At 64.4% G+C, this 18,924-nt stretch carries 19 protein-coding genes; 3 read left to right on the top strand and 16 right to left on the bottom strand.

Annotated features, from left to right (window positions below):
• Positions 1 to 29: 29 nt before the first annotated feature.
• The 4 genes from pstA to ACKLLE_RS02380 all read right to left on the bottom strand — a co-directional run bounded on the left by pstA (position 30) and on the right by ACKLLE_RS02380 (position 5,098).
• Positions 30 to 923, bottom strand: a complete 894-nt coding sequence (pstA, locus tag ACKLLE_RS02365) for a phosphate ABC transporter permease PstA (protein WP_009400294.1) — start codon at positions 921 to 923, stop codon at positions 30 to 32.
• Complete coding sequence (gene pstC, locus ACKLLE_RS02370) at positions 923 to 1,888, bottom strand: phosphate ABC transporter permease subunit PstC (protein ID WP_009400295.1); 966 nt, start codon at positions 1,886 to 1,888, stop codon at positions 923 to 925. The genes pstA and pstC overlap by 1 nt, the downstream gene beginning before the upstream one ends.
• 65 nt (positions 1,889 to 1,953) lie before the next feature.
• A complete protein-coding gene (pstS, locus tag ACKLLE_RS02375) occupies positions 1,954 to 2,979 on the bottom strand; it encodes a phosphate ABC transporter substrate-binding protein PstS (protein WP_009400296.1) in 1,026 nt (341 codons plus the stop codon).
• Positions 2,980 to 3,091: 112 nt separating this feature from the next.
• Positions 3,092 to 5,098 (bottom strand): hybrid sensor histidine kinase/response regulator, encoded by a 2,007-nt coding sequence (locus ACKLLE_RS02380; protein ID WP_420056655.1) that lies wholly within the window; start codon positions 5,096 to 5,098, stop codon positions 3,092 to 3,094.
• Positions 5,099 to 5,328: 230 nt separating this feature from the next.
• Here ACKLLE_RS02380 and ACKLLE_RS02385 point away from each other — a divergent pair, with 230 nt between their 5' ends.
• Together ACKLLE_RS02385 and ACKLLE_RS02390 are read left to right on the top strand one after the other, a co-directional pair.
• Positions 5,329 to 5,562 (top strand): hypothetical protein, encoded by a 234-nt coding sequence (locus ACKLLE_RS02385; protein WP_420056656.1) that lies wholly within the window; start codon positions 5,329 to 5,331, stop codon positions 5,560 to 5,562.
• A gap of 9 nt (positions 5,563 to 5,571) precedes the next feature.
• Positions 5,572 to 5,715, top strand: a complete 144-nt coding sequence (locus ACKLLE_RS02390; protein WP_420056657.1) for a hypothetical protein — start codon at positions 5,572 to 5,574, stop codon at positions 5,713 to 5,715.
• Between the two features lie 193 nt (positions 5,716 to 5,908).
• Here the strand turns inward: ACKLLE_RS02390 and gudD are convergent, their stop codons facing one another.
• The 12 genes from gudD to ACKLLE_RS02450 form a co-directional block, all read right to left on the bottom strand.
• Positions 5,909 to 7,267 carry a glucarate dehydratase gene (gene gudD / locus ACKLLE_RS02395; protein ID WP_064304335.1) on the bottom strand — a complete coding sequence of 453 codons (1,359 nt, stop codon included), beginning with the start codon at positions 7,265 to 7,267 and terminating at the stop codon, positions 5,909 to 5,911.
• 156 nt (positions 7,268 to 7,423) lie between these two features.
• Positions 7,424 to 8,455 carry a LacI family DNA-binding transcriptional regulator gene (locus tag ACKLLE_RS02400; protein WP_420056658.1) on the bottom strand — a complete coding sequence of 344 codons (1,032 nt, stop codon included), beginning with the start codon at positions 8,453 to 8,455 and terminating at the stop codon, positions 7,424 to 7,426.
• Between the two features lie 136 nt (positions 8,456 to 8,591).
• Positions 8,592 to 9,296, bottom strand: coding sequence for an SDR family oxidoreductase (locus ACKLLE_RS02405; RefSeq protein WP_420056659.1), 705 nt, complete (start codon positions 9,294 to 9,296; stop codon positions 8,592 to 8,594).
• 100 nt (positions 9,297 to 9,396) lie between these two features.
• On the bottom strand, positions 9,397 to 10,290 hold the full coding sequence (locus tag ACKLLE_RS02410; RefSeq protein WP_420056660.1) for a LysR substrate-binding domain-containing protein: 894 nt from the start codon (positions 10,288 to 10,290) through the stop codon (positions 9,397 to 9,399).
• A gap of 199 nt (positions 10,291 to 10,489) precedes the next feature.
• Positions 10,490 to 11,779, bottom strand: coding sequence for a GTP-binding protein (locus ACKLLE_RS02415; RefSeq protein ID WP_420056661.1), 1,290 nt, complete (start codon positions 11,777 to 11,779; stop codon positions 10,490 to 10,492).
• Complete coding sequence (gene nthB, locus ACKLLE_RS02420; RefSeq protein ID WP_420056662.1) at positions 11,776 to 12,438, bottom strand: nitrile hydratase subunit beta; 663 nt, start codon at positions 12,436 to 12,438, stop codon at positions 11,776 to 11,778. Before nthB ends, ACKLLE_RS02415 begins: the two co-directional genes overlap by 4 nt.
• Positions 12,439 to 12,478: 40 nt before the next feature.
• Positions 12,479 to 13,060 (bottom strand): nitrile hydratase subunit alpha, encoded by a 582-nt coding sequence (gene nthA, locus ACKLLE_RS02425; RefSeq protein WP_009685495.1) that lies wholly within the window; start codon positions 13,058 to 13,060, stop codon positions 12,479 to 12,481.
• Between the two features lie 74 nt (positions 13,061 to 13,134).
• Complete coding sequence (locus tag ACKLLE_RS02430; protein ID WP_420056663.1) at positions 13,135 to 14,649, bottom strand: amidase; 1,515 nt, start codon at positions 14,647 to 14,649, stop codon at positions 13,135 to 13,137.
• A gap of 169 nt (positions 14,650 to 14,818) precedes the next feature.
• Positions 14,819 to 15,343 (bottom strand): group I truncated hemoglobin, encoded by a 525-nt coding sequence (locus ACKLLE_RS02435; protein ID WP_420056664.1) that lies wholly within the window; start codon positions 15,341 to 15,343, stop codon positions 14,819 to 14,821.
• A 38-nt stretch (positions 15,344 to 15,381) separates the two neighbouring features.
• The gene (locus ACKLLE_RS02440) at positions 15,382 to 16,248 is read right to left on the bottom strand and encodes a transporter (protein ID WP_420056665.1); all 867 of its coding nucleotides are present in this window, start codon (positions 16,246 to 16,248) and stop codon (positions 15,382 to 15,384) included.
• Positions 16,249 to 16,340: 92 nt separating this feature from the next.
• Positions 16,341 to 17,399 carry an aliphatic aldoxime dehydratase gene (gene oxdA, locus ACKLLE_RS02445; RefSeq protein WP_420056666.1) on the bottom strand — a complete coding sequence of 353 codons (1,059 nt, stop codon included), beginning with the start codon at positions 17,397 to 17,399 and terminating at the stop codon, positions 16,341 to 16,343.
• Positions 17,399 to 17,569, bottom strand: coding sequence for a hypothetical protein (locus tag ACKLLE_RS02450; protein ID WP_420056667.1), 171 nt, complete (start codon positions 17,567 to 17,569; stop codon positions 17,399 to 17,401). The genes oxdA and ACKLLE_RS02450 overlap by 1 nt, the downstream gene beginning before the upstream one ends.
• 354 nt (positions 17,570 to 17,923) lie before the next feature.
• On the opposite strand from ACKLLE_RS02450, the gene ACKLLE_RS02455 reads away from it, so the two are divergent.
• Positions 17,924 to 18,862 (top strand): helix-turn-helix domain-containing protein, encoded by a 939-nt coding sequence (locus ACKLLE_RS02455; RefSeq protein WP_420056668.1) that lies wholly within the window; start codon positions 17,924 to 17,926, stop codon positions 18,860 to 18,862.
• The last annotated feature ends 62 nt before the right edge of the window (positions 18,863 to 18,924 follow it).

Consider the following 18,924-nt stretch of genomic DNA (forward strand, 5'->3'; position numbering starts at 1 on the left):
GATACGTTCAAGTTCGGATGCTCCCTTTCTTAATACTTGGGCTTGCCGAAGATACGGCTGACGATATTGACCAGCAGCACGATGATCACCAGGACCAGCGAGGCCGCCCATGCGAGTTCGAGCTGGTTGTCGAACGGCATGCCGGAGAAGTTGTAGATCAGCACCGCCAGCGAGGCCGTGGGGTTCATCACGGCCAGGCTGCCTTCATGGTAGATCCAGTAGTTGCTGAACAGCGCGGTGAACAGCAGCGGCGCGGTTTCGCCAGCGGCACGGGCCACCGCCAGCATCACCCCGGTGAGGATCGCCGGCAGGCCGGTCGGCAGGATGATCTTCATGATCACCTGGGCGCGGGTGCAGCCCATGCCGTAGGCGGCGTCCTTCATGATCTTGGGCACCATCTTCATGGCTTCCTCGGCGGTCAGCACGACGATCGGCAGCATGAGCACGGCCAGGGCCACGCCACCGGCCGGTGCCGAATAGGTGCCGGTGGTCATCACCACCAGGGCGTAGGCGAATACGCCCGCCAGGATCGACGGCAGGCCGGTGAGCATCTTCGCGGCGAAGCGCGCGGCGTTGGCCAGCTTGCTGTCAGGGCCCAGTTCGGCGAGGAACACCGCCGCCAGGATGCCGACCGGCACGGCGATGGCCGCGGCGATGCCGACCATGACGAAGGTGCCGGCCATGGCGTTGCCGAAGCCCCCGCCCATCTCGAAGCCGGTGGGGGGCAGTTCGGTGAAGACCTCCAGGCTCAGGCGCGCACCGCCCTTGGTGATCAGCATGTACAGCACGGAAATCAGCGGCACGCTGGCCACGATCGCGATGATCCACGCCAGGCTGGTCAGGACCAGGCTGCGCAGGGCGCGGCCTTCGAAGCGACGCTGCAGGCTCGGCAGCGCGGTTACCGGTTGCGACAGGTCGGTCATTATTTGTTCCCCCGCTGGGCGTAGAGCATGAGCAGCGATCCAAGCACGTTCACCAGCAGGGTGATGAACATCAGCACCAGTGCTGCATACATCAGCACCTCGACCTCGTTCGGGCCGGCCTCCGGGAAGTTCAGGGCGAGCAAGGCGGCCAGGGTGTTGGCCGGGGCGAACAGCGACACCGAGAGGGTGTTGGCATTGCCCACCAGCATGGCCAGGGCCATGGTTTCACCCAGTGCCCGGCCCAGGCCGAGTACTAGGGAGCCGAAGATGCCGGTGGCGGCAGAAGGAACCATGACCTTGAGGATCGCTTCCCAGTGGGTGGTGCCCAAGCCATAGGCGGCCTGCTTGGTTTTCATCGGCACGCTGGCCAGGGCGTCCTGGGAAACAGCGGCAACGGTCGGCAGGATCATGATCGCCAGCACCAGCGCCGCCGGCAGCAGGCCGGGGCCGCTCAGGGAGGTACCGAAGAACGGAATCCAGCCCAGCTCGCTGTTCAGCCAGGCGGTCAGCGGGCGGATCGCCGGAATTACTACATAGATGCCCCACAGGCCGTAGACCACGCTGGGGATGGCGGCGAGCAATTCGACGATGGTGCGGAATACAGCGGCGAGTTTCGCCGGGAGGAAATCCTGGGTCAGGAAGATCGCCATGCTGACGCCGAAGAACCCGGCGATAAGCAGTGCGATGAAGGCGCTGTACAGCGTGCCCCAAATGGCTGGCAGAATTCCGTATTTGCCTTGGTTGACGTCCCAGACCGTGCCGAACAGCACATCCAGGCCGTGCTTCTCCATACCTGGCAGCGCCTTGCGCCCGATCTCGAAGATCAGCGCGAGCACCAGCGCCAGGATCAGCGCCACACCGATGCGGGCCAGGCCGCGGAAGATGCGATCGACCAGGAAGTCCTTCGCCGAGGGTGGCCGGCAGGCGGAGTCGGGGTTATCCGGTATGTCAAATGGGGTGTTCATCGATTGCTTCCGGTACAAGGGCAAACGCTCCCGGTGCAACAGGCGCCGGGAGCGTGCTGGCAGTCTTACTGGATGTTGGCGGACGCTTTGCGTACCTGCTCGACAACCGATGGCGGCAGCGGGATGTAGCCCATGGAGTCGGCGATTTTCTGGCCTTCGGTGAGGCTGTACTCGATCATGTCGCGCATGGCCTTGGCCTTGGCCGGGTTACCGTTGTCCTTGCGGAAGATCATCCAGGTGTAGGACGTGATCGGGTAGGACTTGGCACCGTCCGGATCCGGCAGCCAGGCCACCAGGTTTTCCGGCATTTTCACTGCTGCCAGCGCTTCGGCACCGCTTTCGGCGTTAGGCACCACGTACTGGCCGGCCTTGTTCTGCAGCGCGGCGAAATCGACCTTGGCCAGCTTGGCGAAGCCGTACTCGATGTAGCCGATGGCGCCCGGGGTCTGGCGCACGGTGGCGGTGATGCCGTCGTTCTTCGGCGACTTGATGAACTTGTCGGTCGCCGGCCAGTTCACCGTGTTGCCCTCGCCCAGCGCTTCCTTGAATGCAGGGTTGATGGCCGACAGGTGCTTGGTGAACACGGCGGTGGTACCGCTGGAGTCGGCGCGCACGACCACGGTGATCGGGGTGGCCGGCAGCTTCAGGTCCGGGTTGGCGGCGACGATCTTCGGATCGTTCCACTGGGTGATCTTGCCCAGGAAGATGTCGGAATACACATCGCGTGGCAGCTTCAGGCCCTTCGGGTTGCCCGGCAGGTTGTAGGCCAGGACGATTTCACCGGCGGTCATCGGCAGCAGTTGCACGCCCTCGCCGACCTTGGCGATTTCCTCGTCTTTCATGGCCGAGTCACTGGCGGCGAAATCGACGGTCTTGTTCAGGAAATCCTGCACACCGGCACCACTGCCCTTGGATTGGTAGTCAACCGTTACGCCAGCGGTGTTCTTGCTGAAATCCTTGAACCAGGTCAGGTAGATCGGTGCAGGGAAACTGGCACCGGAACCGGTCAGGCGGATGTTTTCGGCGAAAGCCGTGGTGGCGAACAGGGAAACCGAAACGGCGAGTGCAGCGGACTTCATCAGGCGTTTCATCTAGAAAGTGCTCCGTGTGATGGCCGAGGCACTTTGCCGAAACTTTATGACAGTAATGTGAATATTAGGTGGCGACCGACCGATATCAATCAGCTATCAATGCTGAAGCCCCTCAGCGCTTGAGCAGCGCTTCCACACCCCTGAGCAACGCCTCCAGCGCGAACGGCTTGGTCAGTACCAGCCCTGCCGGCTCCAGTGGCGAGTTCTCCAGCACCTCCGGCCGGGCATAGCCGGTCATGAACAGCACCGGCAGCCCGGGCCTGGCGGCGCGGCTCTCGAGTACCATGCGATGCCCGTCCATGCCGCCAGGCAGGCCGATGTCGGTCACCAGCGCATCGATGCAGATATCCGAACGCAGCAGGCGCAGCCCGGCCTTGCTGTCCGCTGCCTCGATCACCGCATAGCCCTGCCCGGCGAGGGTTTCGCTGACGAAGGCACGCACCGAGGCCTCATCTTCCACCACCAGTACCGTGGCTCCGCGGGCTGCACCGGGGATCTCTTCACCGGCCCCGGCCATGGCCGGCGTGGCGACCGGCAACGCCCGGGCCGGCAACGACAGGAACACCCGCGTTCCGCCGCCCTCCTCGGACTCGATCCGCACCTGACCGCCGGACTGCCGGGCGAAGCCATAGATCATCGGCAGCCCCAGCCCGGAGCCGGCACCAACCGCCTTGGTGGTAAAGAAGGGTTCGAAGACCTTGGCCAGGACTTCCGGGCTCATCCCGCAACCGTTGTCCTCGACGGCGATGGTCAGGTAGTCGCCAGGCGGCAGGTCCTGTTCGCCACCGCGCTGGTCGAAGGTGCGGATGCGCAGGTCGCCCCCTCCGCGCAGGGCATCGCGGGCATTGATGCACAGGTTCAGCAGGGCATTCTCGACCTGGGCCGGATCGACCAGGCAGGTCTTGAGCGCCGACTCGAGCTGCACCGAGACCTCGATGGTCGGGCCGACGGTGCGCTGGATCAGTTCCTCCATGCCGCCGACAAGGGCGTTGATATCGGTAGGCACCGGCTGCAGCGTCTGCTGCCGGGAAAAGGCCAGCAAGCGATGGGTCAAGGCCGCCGCCCGTTGTGCCGCGCCCTGGGCCACCGCGACATAACGCTCCAGGTCGGCGGTGCGCCCCTGGCTCAGGCGCAGCTTGATCAGGTCAAGGCTGCCGGTGATGCCCGCCAGCAGGTTATTGAAGTCGTGGGCGATGCCACCGGTGAGCTGGCCGACGGCCTCCATCTTCTGCGCCTGGCGCAAGGCTGCCTGGGCCGCCTCGTTTTCGGCGACGGCTTCGCTGATCCGGGTTTCCAGGGTCCGGTTAAGATCCAGCAGGGCCTGTTCGGCAGCCTTCTTGGCCGTGACGTCGATGGAAGAGCCGATCAGCCCGATCACCGCCCCCGTGTCGTCGCGCAATGGCGCCTTCATCGATAGCCAGATGGCGGCGGTGCCGTCGGCCATATCGACACGTTCCTCGATCTGCTCGGCCTTGCCGCCCTGCATGATGCGCCGGTCGGTTTCCATGACCTGCCGGGCCTGGTCCTTGTCTTCGAGGAACTCCAGGTCGGTCTTGCCGATATAGAACGACGGAGGCTTGCCGATCAGTTCGGTGGTGCCGTGGTTGGCCACCAGCATCCGCCCGTCCAGGTCCTTGGCGTAGACGACCCCGGGCACCGCGGCGGCGAAGGTGCGCAGCAGCGCCGAAACCCGGTCCCGCTCGGCTTCCGCCGCCCGCCGCGACTCGATATCGATCAGCACCCCGGGGAAGCGCACGGCCTGGCCCTGGCTGTCCAGTTCACAGTGCCCGCTGGCTTCGATCCAGCGGTAGCAGCCGTCTTCCTGGCGAACCCGGTACTCGCAGCGGAACGCCCCGCCCTGTTGCATGGTGCGCTGGATATCGGCGGCGACCCGCTCGACATCCTGCGGATGGATCGAGGTGAAGGCTTCCTCGATCGGCATCCCGGCCCTGCACTTGTCCAGGGGCAGGCCGAACGCCCGGGAAAAACGCTGGTCGGCGGTAACGCTGTTGTTGGGGATGTCCCAAACCCAACTGCCGGTGATGGCGCCGGCGTCCAGGGCCAGTTGCAGGCGCTCGCGGGCGTCGCCGGCATCGGACGCGGTGGGTTCTGAATTCATGCCTGACCTCGCGGCGACGTGTCGAACTTTGCACGGAAACTTTGCACGGAAACGATATCCGATTGCCATTACGCAGGGAAAGACTGTTGTACGCCAGGATAAATTCCCCACGACATGAAATTTCGCTGCGCCTGGTGAATGTCATTCGTCGAACCACGGACACTTCCACCCGTCCCTGGCCCTCCCAACCGTAGGGGCGCGATGTCCGCGCCTGGAACAGGAGAACACGCATGCCAATCGACCATAACGGCCCGGATGCGCCCTACCCCGGCCCCGGCGAAGCGCCGGAAAACCACGGGCATGGCTCCGGGCTCGAGCAAAGCCCCTCCGAGCCCAGGCAAGGAAACGACGAACGCCCGGAAGACTGGAACCCGCCCCCTGGCAATCCCGGCTCGGACCAGGATGCACAACTGGAGCGGGACAATGGCACGGCAAGGACCGATAGCCTGATCGATCAGGAATAAGAGGTGCACATGGCAGACGAAAATCGACCCGACGAGGACCAGGCCCCGGATGTGCAATCCGAGGCCGAGGCCGAAAAGGCATCGCTCGAGGAAGCGATGCCCGATGTGGATGCCAACAACTCGGTGTCCAGCGAACATCCTGAGCCGGACTGAGCGGCACCAAGGTTGCCCTGTGGAGCTGGCAAGCCAGCTCCTACAAGGTCAGCGCAGATCCTGAGCATTGTGCAGCACCTGTGGGAGCTGGCTTGCCAGCGATGAGGCCGGCAAAGGCAAAGAGGTTGCCAGGTCGGGCCAAATCGCTGGCAAGCCAGCTCCCACAGGGTAGGTGTCAAGCGCTCGAAGGTACTCAGCGCACCAGGCAAGGCCGCTTGTTATCGAAGGTCCATCCCGACACCAGGTACTGCATCGCCACCGCGTCGTCCCGGGCGCCCAGGCCCATATTGCGGTAGGTCTCATGGGCCTGCATCAAGGCATCCCAGTCCAGCTCGATCCCCAGCCCCGGCTTCGTCGGCACCTGCACCAGGCCACCCTCGATCTTCAGCGGCTCGCGGGTCAGGCGCTGGCCGTCCTGCCAGATCCAGTGGGTATCGATGGCCGTGACGTTGCCCGGCGCCGCCGCTGCGACATGGGTGAACATCGCCAGCGAGATATCGAAGTGGTTGTTGGAGTGCGAGCCCCAGGTCAGCCCCCAGTCATTGCACATCTGCGCCACCCGCACCGAACCCTGCATGGTCCAGAAATGCGGGTCCGCCAGGGGAATGTCCACCGACTGCAACTGGATCGCATGGCCCATTTGCCGCCAGTCGGTGGCGATCATGTTGGTGGCAGTGCGCAGCCCCGTGGCGCGGCGGAACTCGGCCATCACCTCGCGACCGCTATAGCCATTCTCGGCACCACAAGGGTCTTCGGCATAGGCCAGCACGTGATGCTGGTCGCGGCACAGGGCGATGGCTTCCTTCAGCGACCAGGCACCATTCGGGTCAAGGGTGATGCGTGCGTCAGGGAAGCGCTCGGCCAGGGCCGTTACCGCTTCGATCTCCTCGCCACCGCGCAGCACGCCGCCCTTGAGCTTGAAGTCCTTGAAGCCATAGCGCTGGTAAGCGGCCTCGGCCAGGCGTACCACCCGCTCCGGGGTCAGGGCTTCTTCGTTGCGCACGCGGAACCAGGCGTCATCGGCATCGTCTTCGCTGCGGTACGGCAGGTCGGTGCGCTGGCGGTCGCCGACATAGAACAGGTAGCCGAGCATCTCGACGGCATCGCGCTGCTGCCCTTCCCCCAACAACGCCGCTACCGGCACTTCAAGGTGCTGGCCAAGCAGGTCGAGCAAGGCCGACTCCAGTGCGGTAACGGCGTGCACGGTGATGCGCAGGTCGAAGGTCTGCAGGCCCCGCCCACCCGAATCTCGATCGGCAAAGGCATGGCGCACCTTGTTCAGCAGACCCTGGTAGTTGCCGATGGACTGGCCGACCAGCAGGTCGCGGGCGTCTTCGAGGGTCTTGCGAATCGCCTCGCCGCCCGGCACCTCGCCGACACCGGTACGCCCGGCATTGTCCTTGAGAATCAGCACATTGCGGGTGAAGTACGGGCCATGGGCGCCGCTGAGGTTGAGCAGCATGCTGTCGTGGCCGGCCACCGGCACCACCTGCAATTCGGTGATCAGCGGTGTGGCTTGGGTGGCTTGGGTGGCTTGGCTCAGTGCATTCATCGAGGTTTCCTTGTGCTTTTGTTCTAGGCGGAATTGAACGGGCCTGCGGATGATCCAGCGAAGATGGAGGTCATCGTACAACCTGGCGATCATCATGGAGTGGATAACGTTATCATTCAAGTAGCCGCAAGGACTTTCTGTCGGGCAAGGGGGAGTTCAGGTGCTGGCGCGTTCGACGAGATGGAACCCTGTATCGTGCCGTTCGACTGCCTTGCCACCGGCCAGACGGCGCAACAGCGCCTCGGCGACCGTGCGGCCCATGACGGCGGAATTGACACTGATGGTGGACAGCGCCGGGTGCGCATGCTGGCTGTCGACGGTGTCGCCGAAGCCGAGCACGGCGATCTCTTCGGGAACGCGCAGCCCTTGTGCGGCGGCCTCTGCAAGGGCGCCGAGGGCCACGCTGTCGGAGCTGCAGAACACCAGTTGCGGGCGTGGATCGCGCTGCAGCAGGCGACGCAGCCCTTCCCTGCCGACCGACCAGGTAGAGGGCAGCGGCAGCACTTCGACCGGCACATCCTCGATGCCGAGCTGGGCCAGGCGCCGGGTCAGCCCTTCGCAGCGGCGGATGCCACGGGGATCATCCACCGTGATCACGGAGAAACGCTGGTAGCCCTTGCCATGGAAATGCTCGGCAACCAGTTGTCCTACCTCTTCATGGGAGAAACCGACCTGCATATCCAGAGCGTGCTCGCCAAGATCCCAAGCCTCGACCACCGGGATCCCCGCCGAAGCCAGGCGCGCCCGGCTGCCATCGGTATGCAAGGTGCCGGTCAGCACGATGGCATCCGGACGGCGCCCAAGGATCGCCTCCAGCAACGCCTCTTCCTTTTCAGGCGAATAGCCGGTCGGGCCGAGCAGCGAGTGATAGCCCGCCTCGGTCAGGCGCTCCATGACGGACTGGACCAAGGTAGCGAAGATCGAATTGGCCAGGGTTGGCAGGAGGATCGCCACCAGGCGGCTCTTGCTGCTGGCCAGGCTACCGGCCAGCAAATTCGGCACGTAGCCCATCTCGCGGACCACTTCCAGCACCCGTTCGCGGGTGGCTTCGCTGACCCGTTCGGGGCGGTGCAGGGCTCGCGAAACAGTGATTGGCGACACGCCCGCGACCCGGGCTACATCGATCACGGTGACCGGGATCGCGCCTTGTTCGGCGCTGGCCAGTTCTCTTCTGGATTTTCGTGCCACGGGGTCTTCCAGCGCTAATGATTGCAGGCGGCGAGCTTAGCAAAAACGATGGAGGGCCGTGTGTTCGCTAGACGGTGGCTCTGTGGGAGTTGGAAAAAATGGGTTGCTGCCAGCGATAGGGCCAGCAGCAACACCCTCAGATACTGCGGGTCACCCCACCATCCACCTTGAGGTTCTGCCCGGTGATGTAAGCGGCGCCATCGCTGGCCAGGAAGGCAATGGTCGCCGCGATCTCCTCGCTGGTTCCATAGCGCTTGAGCGGCACGCTGTCGCGGCGCTGGTCGGTGGCCGGCAGGCTGTCGATCCATCCGGGCAATACGTTGTTCATGCGCAGGTTATCGCCGGCATAGGTATCGGCAAAGATCTTGGTAAAGGCCGCGAGCCCGGCGCGAAACACCGCCGAGGTCGGGAACAGGTCCACCGGTTCGAACGCCCAGGCGGTGGAAATATTGATCACCACCCCGCCCTGCTGGCGCTGCATGATCGGCGCTACCAGCCGGGTCGGGCGGATCACGTTGAGCAGGTAGGTGTCCATGCCCTTGTGCCAGTCTTCGTCGCTGATCTCGAGGATCGGCGCCCGCGGGCCATGGCCGGCGCTGTTGACCAGCACATCGACCCGGCCCCATTTCTCCATCACCGCATCCACCAGGCGTTGCAGGTCTTCCACCGACTGGTTGCTGCCGGTCACCCCGACGCCACCCAGTTCCCGGGCCAGCGCCTCGCCCTTGCCGGACGACGAGAGGATCCCAACCTTGTACCCGTCGGCCGCCAGCCGCCGCGCCGTGGCTGCGCCCATGCCGCTGCCGGCGGCGGTGATGATCGCTGTTTTTTCGACTGCCATGTTGCCTCCTGGGGTTCGGACTCTTGATGTTTCGAGTCCCTACACCCTAGCAGCCGATTCAAGGACCAGGGAGACAGGAAGAGCATGCCAAGCCAGTAGCTCAGCTATCGGCTGCCTGTTCCTTCAGCCACTCCTTGACAACCTGCAACAGCGGCGACTGCCGGGTCTTGCGCGGCCAGACCAGGTAGAACGCCTTGTCCAGGCGCAGCTCCTGGGTGAACACCTGGGTCAGGCGGCCGGCGCCGATATCCTCCTTGACGAAGGCATGGCTGGCCAGCGCGATGCCCTGCCCGCCGATGGCCGCCTCGATGGCCAGGGACGTCTGGTTGAAGCGCAGGTTTCTGGCGCTCGGCGAAGGATGGCCGGGGAACAGCGCGGCGACGAACAGCGGCCAGTAATGGTGGGCGTCATGCAATGCGACAAAGCCCTGCAGCGCCTCGAAGGTTTGCGGGGTGCCCTTTTGCGCCAATAACGCCGGACTCGCCACGGCCACTACCCGTTGCTCCATCAGCAACTCGGTGTTCAGGCCGCCACCGAAGGGCGGCTGGCCGTAGCGCACGGCGATATCGACGCCCTCGGTGTGGAAATGCGACAGCCGATCGGTGGCCAGCAGGCGCAGGTCGATCTGCGGATAGCGCTCGGCGAAATCACCCAGGCGCGGCATCAGCCAGCGGGAGGCAAACGACGGGGTCACGCTGATGGTCAATTGTTCGGACTGCGGACGCAGCAGGCGGGTCGCCTCGTCGATCATCGCCAGGGCGCTGCGGATGCTGGCGCTGTAGCCACGACCGGCGTCGGTCAGGCCAAGGCCCCGGGGCAGGCGCTCGAACAGGCGAACCCCGAGGCTCGCCTCCAGGCCACGGATCTGCTGGGCCACGGCGGCCTGGGTCAGGCCCAGTTCCTCGGCGGCGAGGCGAAAGTTCAGATGCCGCGCAACCACTTCGAACATGCGCAGGGCGTTGAGTGACGGCAAGGCGGGAAAGCCTGGAGGCATGGCAATGGGATTTCTATTGGCTGGGAGGGAGATTCTGGGACCAGGACAGGTTGGCGTAAAGGCCGGCAGAACGTTACCCGGCCTCACCTGCCCGTGCAGCCTCGATCGCCGCATTCAAGGCCAGCAGGTTGGTTGCACGAATGCATCGCGCTCAGCCAGGCGGTCGGCCAGCGGGGCTAAAACCCAGCGGCTGGTGCGATTAAACAACAGCATGCGACACCTCCGCTTGCATGGCGGCATCAGCCGGCGATGCCTGCGCCTGCCGGACCGACACGGCCTGGCTGTCGAAGTCGGCCGCCCCCGGCAGCGCTGGCCAGGCCGACGGGCCGCTGGCGATTTCGTCCGGGCTCAGCAGACAGTGGTCGAGCTCGCGTTGCAGCGCCTGGATGTCCAGGTCCTGGCCGATGAACACCAGTTCCTGGCGGCAGTCGCCGACGATGCTGTCCCACTTGGCGGTGATGCCCTGCAGGCGATAGTGGTCTTGCGGCCATTGCGACGGTTCGATGAAGCGCCACCAATGCCCCACGTAGTCCCACTGGAATTGCTTGCCGCTGTGCACCAGCAACGCGGTTTCGCGGTGGCGGCTGGCGAGCCAGAAATAGCCTTTGCTGCGCAGCAACCGACCATTGCGCCAGGGGCGGACAAGAAATTCGAGCAAGCGTTGCGGATGGAACGGGGCGCGCTCGCGATACACCCACGACACCACACCATAGGTGTCCGACTCGGCAGCCGGTGTGTCGTGCGCGTCCATCTGCTTCATCCACCCGGGCGCTGCAGCAAGGCGGGGCAGATCGAACAGCCCGGTGCCAAGGATGCTCGACAGCGCTACGTTGCCGGCGACCATCGGCAGGATCTGCGCCCCCGGATTGAGTCCGGCCAGAGTCGCCCGCAGCGCCTGGTAGCCGGCCTCATCGACCAGGTCGCACTTGTTGACCAGGATCACGTTGGCGTACTCGACCTGCTCGATCAGCAGGTCGGCCAGCGGACGCCTGGGGATGTCACCGGTGGCATCGGCACGGGCGACGGTTTCGGCTGAATCGAGCAAGGCCATGAACTGGCTGGCATCGACCACCGTCACCAGGGTATCCAGGCGCGCCAGTTCGCTAAGGCTGAAGCCGTTGGTGTCGAGAAAGGCAAAGGTCTCGGCGACCGGCATCGGCTCGGAAATCCCGGTGGACTCGATCAACAGGTAATCGAAGCGCTGCTGGCGCGCCAACGCGCTGATCTGCTCGAGCAGGTCGGCACGCAGGGTGCAGCAGATACAGCCGTTGCTCATCTCGATCAATTCATCCTCGCCACGGTGCAGCGCAACCTCGCGCTGCACCTCGGAGGCATCGATGTTGACCTCGCTCATGTCGTTGACGATAACCGCCACCTTCAGGCCCTGGCGGTTGCGCAGGATATGGTTGAGCAAGGTCGTCTTGCCTGCGCCGAGGAAGCCCGAAAGGACCGTCACCGGCAGTCGGCCCGCCTGGGCGCTATTGCTCATGGGCGCGCTGCTCCCGAACCTTCGACCTTGTCCAGGTAGCTTTCGAACAGGTCTACCACCACCAGCCCATCGTCTGCGGCATCGCCCCACAGGTCGCGCACGCGAAACTCGACATGGTAGGTCGGTTGGTGCGCAGCGCTCTGGTCGCCATGCCCGATCGCATCCGGGAACGGCCACTGTTCGGTGGTCCGGTGCAGCACCACGCCTTGCTTGCCGCGCACATAGCCCGGCATGCGCACATGCCCGGCCACGTATTCATCGCGCACGATGACCCGGTCGCCCACTTCGAAAGGCGCTCGCCCGGTGATTGCCGCACGCCCTTTCGCATGGGCGGGGTTGGCCAGCTTGAAGTGCGAGCCCAGCGCCTCATCCAGTTCGGCCTGGGTGATGACGCCGGTCTCGACCAGCAACGTGGCGGTGGCGATCACATAACGCTCGTAGTACTCGGTACCGATATGCTGGCGCACATCGATGCGTTCGACCGCGTGACGTATTTCGTCGACGCTGAACTTCTTCATGTGATCGGCGCCGATGAACATCAGGCTGTAGGCCAGGTGTTCCCAGTCCTGCTTGAATACCTGCTTGTAGCTCAGGCTGTTGATGCGATGGGGCACTTTGCCAAAGCCCTGGAAACCGCCGAGATCGTGGAAGCCATCCATATTGAATACTCCGGAAGGTAAATGAGGTGGGTGGACCGGCTCAGCCAACCCGGGGCACGGCGACACCGATGAGCACGTCCTTGGTGACCAGTTGCCGCAACTGCTCTTCGCTCATGTCCTCAGAGCCCGCGGGCCGTTGCGGCAGCACCAGGTAACGGCTTTCGGCGCTGGTGTCCCATACCTTCACCAGCACGTCGTCGGGCAACTCGGTGCCCAGCTCGCGCAGTACCGTACGCCCCTCCCGGACCAGCCGCGCACGGAACTCGAAGCCCTTGTACCACTCCGGCGGCAGGCCCAGCACCGGCCAGTTGGTGCAAGAGCACAGGCTGCAGACGATCACGTTCTTGACCTGCGGGGTATCTTCCAGGGCGACGATGTATTCGCCCTGCGGGCCGGTGAAACCGAACTGGGCGCAGGCGGCGGTACCGTCCTTGAGCAGCAGTTCGCGGAACTGCGGGTCGACCCAGGCCCTGGCGACGATGCGCGCGCCGTTCTCCGGGCTCCAGCCATGTTCCATGAGTTCGGTGAGCTGTTCGATGTAGCCCTCGGGGATGAGGTCCTTGTTCTTGAGCACTGCAAACAGTGCCCGCGCGCGCTCGCCAGGGGTTGAGGTTGCCGTCATGGGATTACTCCTCTCGTTCGACACGGTTGTTGGTGGTGTTGCTGTTCTGGTTGTTGTTTGCAGAGGCGCAGCGCCTACAGCGTGCGCCAGTCCACTGCGTTTTCGAAGGCTGCCGCGGCCTGGTAGATCGTGCCTTCGGCGTAATGCTTGCCGACCAGCATCAGCCCGACCGGCAGGCCGTCGACCAGGCCACAGGGGATGGACATGGCCGGGTGGCCGGTAATGTCCTGTGCGGCGGTGTTGCCGAGCATCTCCAGTGCCCGCGAGACGTTCTCGGTGATCGAGCAATCCGGCGCCGGCAGCGGCTGGGCGACGATGGGCACGGTCGGCATCACCAGCAGGTCGTAGCGCTGCAGTGCCTTGTCGTAGCCGGCACGGGCAAAGCGCGCGAGGTTCTGGGCCTTGGCGTAGTAACGGCCGTGGTAGTGCTCGAGGCCGAACTGGCCAACCAGCATGCACAGCTTGAGCGAAGGCGACAGGGCGTCGGCCTGGGTCCGCCAGCCGGCCTGCTTGTCGAGCAGGCCGACGTCGTACAGGCCCTTCCAGTTAAAGCCCGCGCCGTTGCCGTGCATCATCTGCATGGTCAGGCCTTCGCAGCCGATCGGGTTCCACAACGAGCCCGCCAGCGTGTGCTCGGGCACCGACACCTCCTCGACCACGGCACCCAACGCCTCGAGCCGGGCGATGGCGCTGCGTACCGTTTCGGCCACCCGCGGATCCAGGTTGGCGAGCTGGAAACCTTCCTGGAGGATGCCGATACGCAGCCCGCCGACACCGCGCCCAAGGTAGTCGCTGTAGCTATCGACCTCCGGCGCGCTCTGGCGTGGGTCAAGCCCGTCGGTACCGGCCATCACTTCGAGCATCAGCGCGTTGTCGCGCACGCTGCGGGTCATCGGGCCGACATGGTCGAAGGTGGCCTCGATGGCCATCACCCCGGTATAGGGCACCAGCCCGAAGGTCGGCTTCATGCCGTAGATGCCACACCAGGCCGCGGGAATACGCGCCGACCCGCCCTGGTCGCCACCCACCGCCAGGTCAACCTCGCCCGCCGCGACCAGCGCCGCGCTGCCCGACGACGAGCCGCCGGTACTGAAACCGTGGCGCAACGGGTTGTGCACGGGCGCAGGGTCCGAGGTGTGGCTGGCGCCGGACAGGCAATAGTGTTCGCAGGTGGCCTTGCCGAGGATGGTCACCCCGGCGTCGAGCAGACGCGTCACCACGGTGGCGTCGAACGACGGCACGAAACCGGCCAGTGGCGAGGCGCCGTTCATCATCGGCACGCCCGCCAGCGAGATGTTGTCCTTGAGCGCGACCGTCCTGCCGAGCAGTTTGCCGCTGCTGGCGCCCATCACCTCGGTGCGGTAGTACCAAGCGTTCAGCGGGTTCTCCACGCTGGAGGGGCGATAACCCGCCGTGCGCTCGTAGCGCACCAGCGGCGTGAAGTCCGGCAGTTCGTCGACCAGGTCGTAGGCATCGAGGCTGCCTTGCATGAGCGCCAGGTATTCGCTGGCTTGCTCGGGCGTCAGTTGCAGGTGCAGGCGGCTGGCGAGCGCCTGCAGTTGTTCGAGCGTCGGGCGGGTGATGGCCATGGGGTGTCCTTTTTCCTTTCCGGTGCCGGGCCAGGGGCCGGCAATTAGCTGTTCGTGCGGCTCGCCGCGGTTGGGCCTGGTACTAACCTAGCGCCAGCGCGGCGAGCCCACTTGGTTGAGCAGGACAGTCGCTGTGTTGAGCAGGACTGCGTTGCGCCGGGTAGCAGGCTTACTGCTCCAGCTTGGGCACCCCGGCCTGCCCGGCCGCATCGCCGCGTGCGGGCCAGACCACGCCGACGCTTTTCATGCCCTTGGCCGGGTCCATCGTCGGGTTGGCCAGCACCACGTCGCGGTAGGACGGGCTGCCGATCACGGCGGGCTTGAACTTGACCAGGAAGTCGTTGACCTCCTTGCGCAGCTCCGGCGCCAGGTTGTAGTCGTCGTAGCACGCCTCCAGGCAATCCAGCGTGGCTTGCCAGTGCACCTCGGTCAGCCCCATGCCGCGGTGTGCGGTGACCATGTCCCGGCCGCGGTACTTGGCGCTGCCACCCCAATGTTGCGCGAGGAAATCGACGAAGTTGATGTGTTCCTTCTGGAAGGTCGACTCGGACATATGCGCCCAGATATGGCCGATCGCCGGGTGAGCCATGGTCTTGCGCAATACCGCGCCGGCGAACTGGTAAATGGCGTCGTAGCCACCCAGGCGGGTATACAGCGAAGGTTGTTGCTCGGTGGAAGCGTTTTGTTCAGTCATGTTCGAATGCTCCGTTTCAGCTGGGAATGTGCAGGCGGTTAAAAGACCCGGACGTACCTGAGGTTCAGTCGGAAGTTTTCCTTCGGGCCGTTTTCTACCGCGAGGTCACGCCCCAGTTGCATCTGCAACTGGTCCTGGGCGGTAAAGAACTTGGTGGCGGTGAGGCGGAAGTTGGTGGTTTTGCCGCGGTCGTCCTGGGAGGTGCCGTCTACCCGGCTTTCCCCGCCCCAGGTGTGGCCAAGACCGACTGCCAGGGACGTACCCGGGTCGATGATGTAACGCCCCATCAGCTGCGCGGCGTAGGAGGTATCCTGTTCGCGGCGTACCGAGTTGGCGCCGAAGTCGTCGTTGTCGCCATACCAGATCGCATCACCGACCAGGTCGACCGCCCACTTCTCGCCGAAGTGCTTGATGTACGCGGCCTGAAGGTCCACCTTCCAGCGGTTCTCGCCCAGGTTCAGCGCGTCCTTGCGGTCGTAGTTGCCGGTCGGTGCGACCAGGTAGACCGTGGCGCCGACGGTGTCGTTGGCCTCGTTGAGGCGGTACTTGAGCGGCGCGGTCAGGATCAGGTCGCCGATGCCGCTGGCGCTGCCCAGGGCCGAGGCGTCACCGCCGCTGGAAACATGGCCGAACGGCAGCAGGAACTGCGGCTCGATGGTCAGCCGGTCGGTCAATTTATAGACATGCAGCAAACGCAGGATGCCGACATTGGAGGTCAGGTTGAAGTCGGAGCTGACCTTGTGGCCCTGGGCGTAGGCACTGTCGGTAGTGGAGTGCTGGTAATAGACCACACCGATGGTTTTACCCACCGGCAGCACTTCGTAATCCCCCGGCGAAACTTCAACTGCCTGCGCAGACAGGCACGGCGCGGCCGCCGCAAGCATCAGGTAACGGAGTTGCTTCATGGACCAAGTCCTTCTTGTTGGCAAAACGCGAGCAAAAGGAGCCCCGCTGCCGTAACAACGACAGGTGCAGGGCTAAACGTGGAGTTCGTTGGTTAGTTGGCGCTTGCTTGGGCGTCGCGCAACATGCCGGTGTGCGGGTGGCAGTTGATGTATTCGAACACCTGGCTGCTCGCATCCGACACCGACACTTCGTGGTAGAGCCGCAACTTCTGCAGCCCCGCCGCCACCCGGAAGAAGGTGACGAAGATGCGCAGATGGGTCGGGTGGGATTCCGCCCAACGTTCGAGTTTTTCCACCGAACGCCAGTGACCGATGTTGTAGCTCTTGTCGAGCGGGTTGCCGTCCGCATCGATATTGCGCACGAAGCGGTTGCTATAGCAGCCCAGCGCCTGGCCGTTATCGCGCAGGAAATCCATGCCGTCCTGCAAGGTCGGCAGGATCTCGTCCAGGTACAGCGAGCGCTCGGCCTGTTCAGCCGCCGCCCAGTCCTGGCCCGAGCGAATCAAGGCGATATTGTCGTGGCCGACCACCACCACCCGCCCGCCCTTGGCCGGATCGCCGGACACCACGCGCAGCTCGCCGTCCGGGTTCATCCAGTCGGTTTGCGACACCGGGAAGCGGTCGCGCATCGAGCCCCAGTAACCGTGCTCCTCGATCTCGCCGCTGATGCCGTCCATGACCGCCCCGACCCCGGGCAGATCGTTCTGGAACGCATACAAGGTCTCGAACTGCTCGGCCCGCGGCGCACTGATCTCGCGGTAGTAACCCAGGCCATCGTGCAAGCGTTGCGGCGAATTCCACCAGCCATCCACCTCGGCCGAGCGCATCCAGCGGCAATACGCCCTGGCGTCTTTCCAGTAGCCCACCACCATCAGGTTGTCGTAGCCGCTGCTATCGACATGGTGCGTCAGGTCGTGGGTCAGCGGGCCGTCGGCCAGGCTGAAGCTGGCGACGATCTCGCGCAGCGCCTGCAAGGCCCGCTCGCGCTGGCCATCGCCCTGGTACTGCACACCCAGATAGGCCATCACCACCTGGGTCAACTGCTCGTCAGCGCGACCGACCCACATCGGGAACGGCGGCTGGTAATCGTCAGGCACCCGGCGCGATAAGGTGCGCGGGCACTTGAGGTGTTTGTCGATTGCGGACTCCATCACAGGCTCCTTGTTATTTTGGCTTCGGACACACGCTCGGCATTACCACGGGCACGCAACGCGCACGCTCCCCACTCGATCAGCCACGACAAAAATTCTTCGGGCGCCAGGTCGCGCATATGCAGCCACCTGAACTCGTCGGCCATTCGCTGTTGTTGTTGAACTCGCATGGGCTCACCTCATCGGCGCAGGTTGCTGGAAATGCCGTGAGGTGAACGTTAGGCACGCCACAACAGCGTCGCTTTGTTGGTCAGGACAACCGTTTGGTTGGTAAAGACAGCGCTGAAACACCTGCCCGGACACGAACCGCGATGGTGCAACGCACAGGGAGAAAAAGGGTTTTTGCCCCGGAATGGGCAGGCGCAAGAGGTGCTTTTGCGATGGACCCCGCCGCTGCACTCAAGCCGCAGGCCGGGTTGGCCACGGCCCGTGCCGGCGAAGCGCGCTGGCGTGGATATTGCCTGTCGGAACCTCGGTAACAGTGCTTCGTTTCCTCAAGTAGTAGCATCAAGGTGAGCGCCATCATGGCTGAGACCAATCACTATTCCACCCTCGCCGTTTCGCCAGCCCGTCGCTTCGACTACTGGCGGGAAGTGGTCTGCCGGCATTGCCTGTCGGCAGACAGCAAATCCTCGTTGCAGAGCAATTTCGAGGGTGCGTTAAAGGTCAACGGAATTGGCCCCCTGGACATCACCACCCTGTCTTCGCCACTGCACCACTGGATGCGTTCCGAGCAGCACCTGCGCGGCGACCCCGCCGAAGATATCTGGCTGGGTTTCACCCTCGACGGTTATGGCGAAATCGAACAACACACGCGCAAGGCCAGCCTGACGACCGGCAGTGTGTTTCTTTACGACGCAACCCAACCGTTCCGCTTCAGCCTGGGTGGTACCGAAAACCACCTGATCCGCATCCCCCGACCGCTGCTGGCGCAGCGCTTGCCGGGCATCGCCGACCTCACCGCCCTGGTGCTGGACGAGTCCCGCCCCGGGGTGATCCCGCTGCGGCAGATGATCGGCCAGGCCGCCAGTTCCGCCGCGTTGCTGCAGAACGAAAGCATCGCCCGGCGCTACTCCAGCACCATCATCGACCTGCTGGTGCTCAGCCTGGAGCTGCAGGACCTCAAGACCACCCACCAAGAGCTGGACCTTTACGGGCGGATCATGAACTACATCCAGCGGCACCTGACCGAACCGGAACTGTCGATCGAATCGATTGCCGTGGCCCACCACGTCTCGACGCGCACGGTGACCCGGGCGTTTGCCCGGCACCAGAAATCCCCGGTCGCCGAAATCTGGAAGGAACGGCTCAATGCCAGCCGCGCAGCGATCGAACGTGGGCAGGTGAAGAGTGTCTCGCAGGCCGCGCTGGAATTCGGGTTCTCCGATTTCTCCCATTTCAGCCACGCGTTCCGCAAGGCCTTCGGCGTAGCGCCGCATACCTTGTTGCGGCGTGGGGAGTAAGCACGGCGGGCTTCTGCTGGTGGCAAAACTGCCCCGAGTACGGCACGGACCCTGTGGGAGCC

Source organism: Pseudomonas bharatica (assembly GCF_048586865.1).
GTDB lineage: Bacteria > Pseudomonadota > Gammaproteobacteria > Pseudomonadales > Pseudomonadaceae > Aquipseudomonas > Aquipseudomonas bharatica.

Excerpts from the sequence above, each read along its gene's own strand:
- pstA (WP_009400294.1), bottom strand. The coding sequence starts at position 923 with ATGACCGACCTGTCGCAACCGGTAACCGCGCTGCCGAGCCTGCAGCGT.
- pstC (WP_009400295.1), bottom strand. The coding sequence starts at position 1,888 with ATGAACACCCCATTTGACATACCGGATAACCCCGACTCCGCCTGCCGG.
- pstS (WP_009400296.1), bottom strand. The coding sequence starts at position 2,979 with ATGAAACGCCTGATGAAGTCCGCTGCACTCGCCGTTTCGGTTTCCCTG.
- ACKLLE_RS02380 (WP_420056655.1), bottom strand. The coding sequence starts at position 5,098 with ATGAATTCAGAACCCACCGCGTCCGATGCCGGCGACGCCCGCGAGCGC.
- ACKLLE_RS02385 (WP_420056656.1), top strand. The coding sequence starts at position 5,329 with ATGCCAATCGACCATAACGGCCCGGATGCGCCCTACCCCGGCCCCGGC.
- ACKLLE_RS02390 (WP_420056657.1), top strand. The coding sequence starts at position 5,572 with ATGGCAGACGAAAATCGACCCGACGAGGACCAGGCCCCGGATGTGCAA.
- gudD (WP_064304335.1), bottom strand. The coding sequence starts at position 7,267 with ATGAATGCACTGAGCCAAGCCACCCAAGCCACCCAAGCCACACCGCTG.
- ACKLLE_RS02405 (WP_420056659.1), bottom strand. The coding sequence starts at position 9,296 with ATGGCAGTCGAAAAAACAGCGATCATCACCGCCGCCGGCAGCGGCATG.
- ACKLLE_RS02410 (WP_420056660.1), bottom strand. The coding sequence starts at position 10,290 with ATGCCTCCAGGCTTTCCCGCCTTGCCGTCACTCAACGCCCTGCGCATG.
- ACKLLE_RS02415 (WP_420056661.1), bottom strand. The coding sequence starts at position 11,779 with ATGAGCAATAGCGCCCAGGCGGGCCGACTGCCGGTGACGGTCCTTTCG.
- nthB (WP_420056662.1), bottom strand. The coding sequence starts at position 12,438 with ATGGATGGCTTCCACGATCTCGGCGGTTTCCAGGGCTTTGGCAAAGTG.
- nthA (WP_009685495.1), bottom strand. The coding sequence starts at position 13,060 with ATGACGGCAACCTCAACCCCTGGCGAGCGCGCGCGGGCACTGTTTGCA.
- ACKLLE_RS02430 (WP_420056663.1), bottom strand. The coding sequence starts at position 14,649 with ATGGCCATCACCCGCCCGACGCTCGAACAACTGCAGGCGCTCGCCAGC.
- ACKLLE_RS02435 (WP_420056664.1), bottom strand. The coding sequence starts at position 15,343 with ATGACTGAACAAAACGCTTCCACCGAGCAACAACCTTCGCTGTATACC.
- ACKLLE_RS02440 (WP_420056665.1), bottom strand. The coding sequence starts at position 16,248 with ATGAAGCAACTCCGTTACCTGATGCTTGCGGCGGCCGCGCCGTGCCTG.
- oxdA (WP_420056666.1), bottom strand. The coding sequence starts at position 17,399 with ATGGAGTCCGCAATCGACAAACACCTCAAGTGCCCGCGCACCTTATCG.
- ACKLLE_RS02450 (WP_420056667.1), bottom strand. The coding sequence starts at position 17,569 with ATGCGAGTTCAACAACAACAGCGAATGGCCGACGAGTTCAGGTGGCTG.
- ACKLLE_RS02455 (WP_420056668.1), top strand. The coding sequence starts at position 17,924 with ATGGCTGAGACCAATCACTATTCCACCCTCGCCGTTTCGCCAGCCCGT.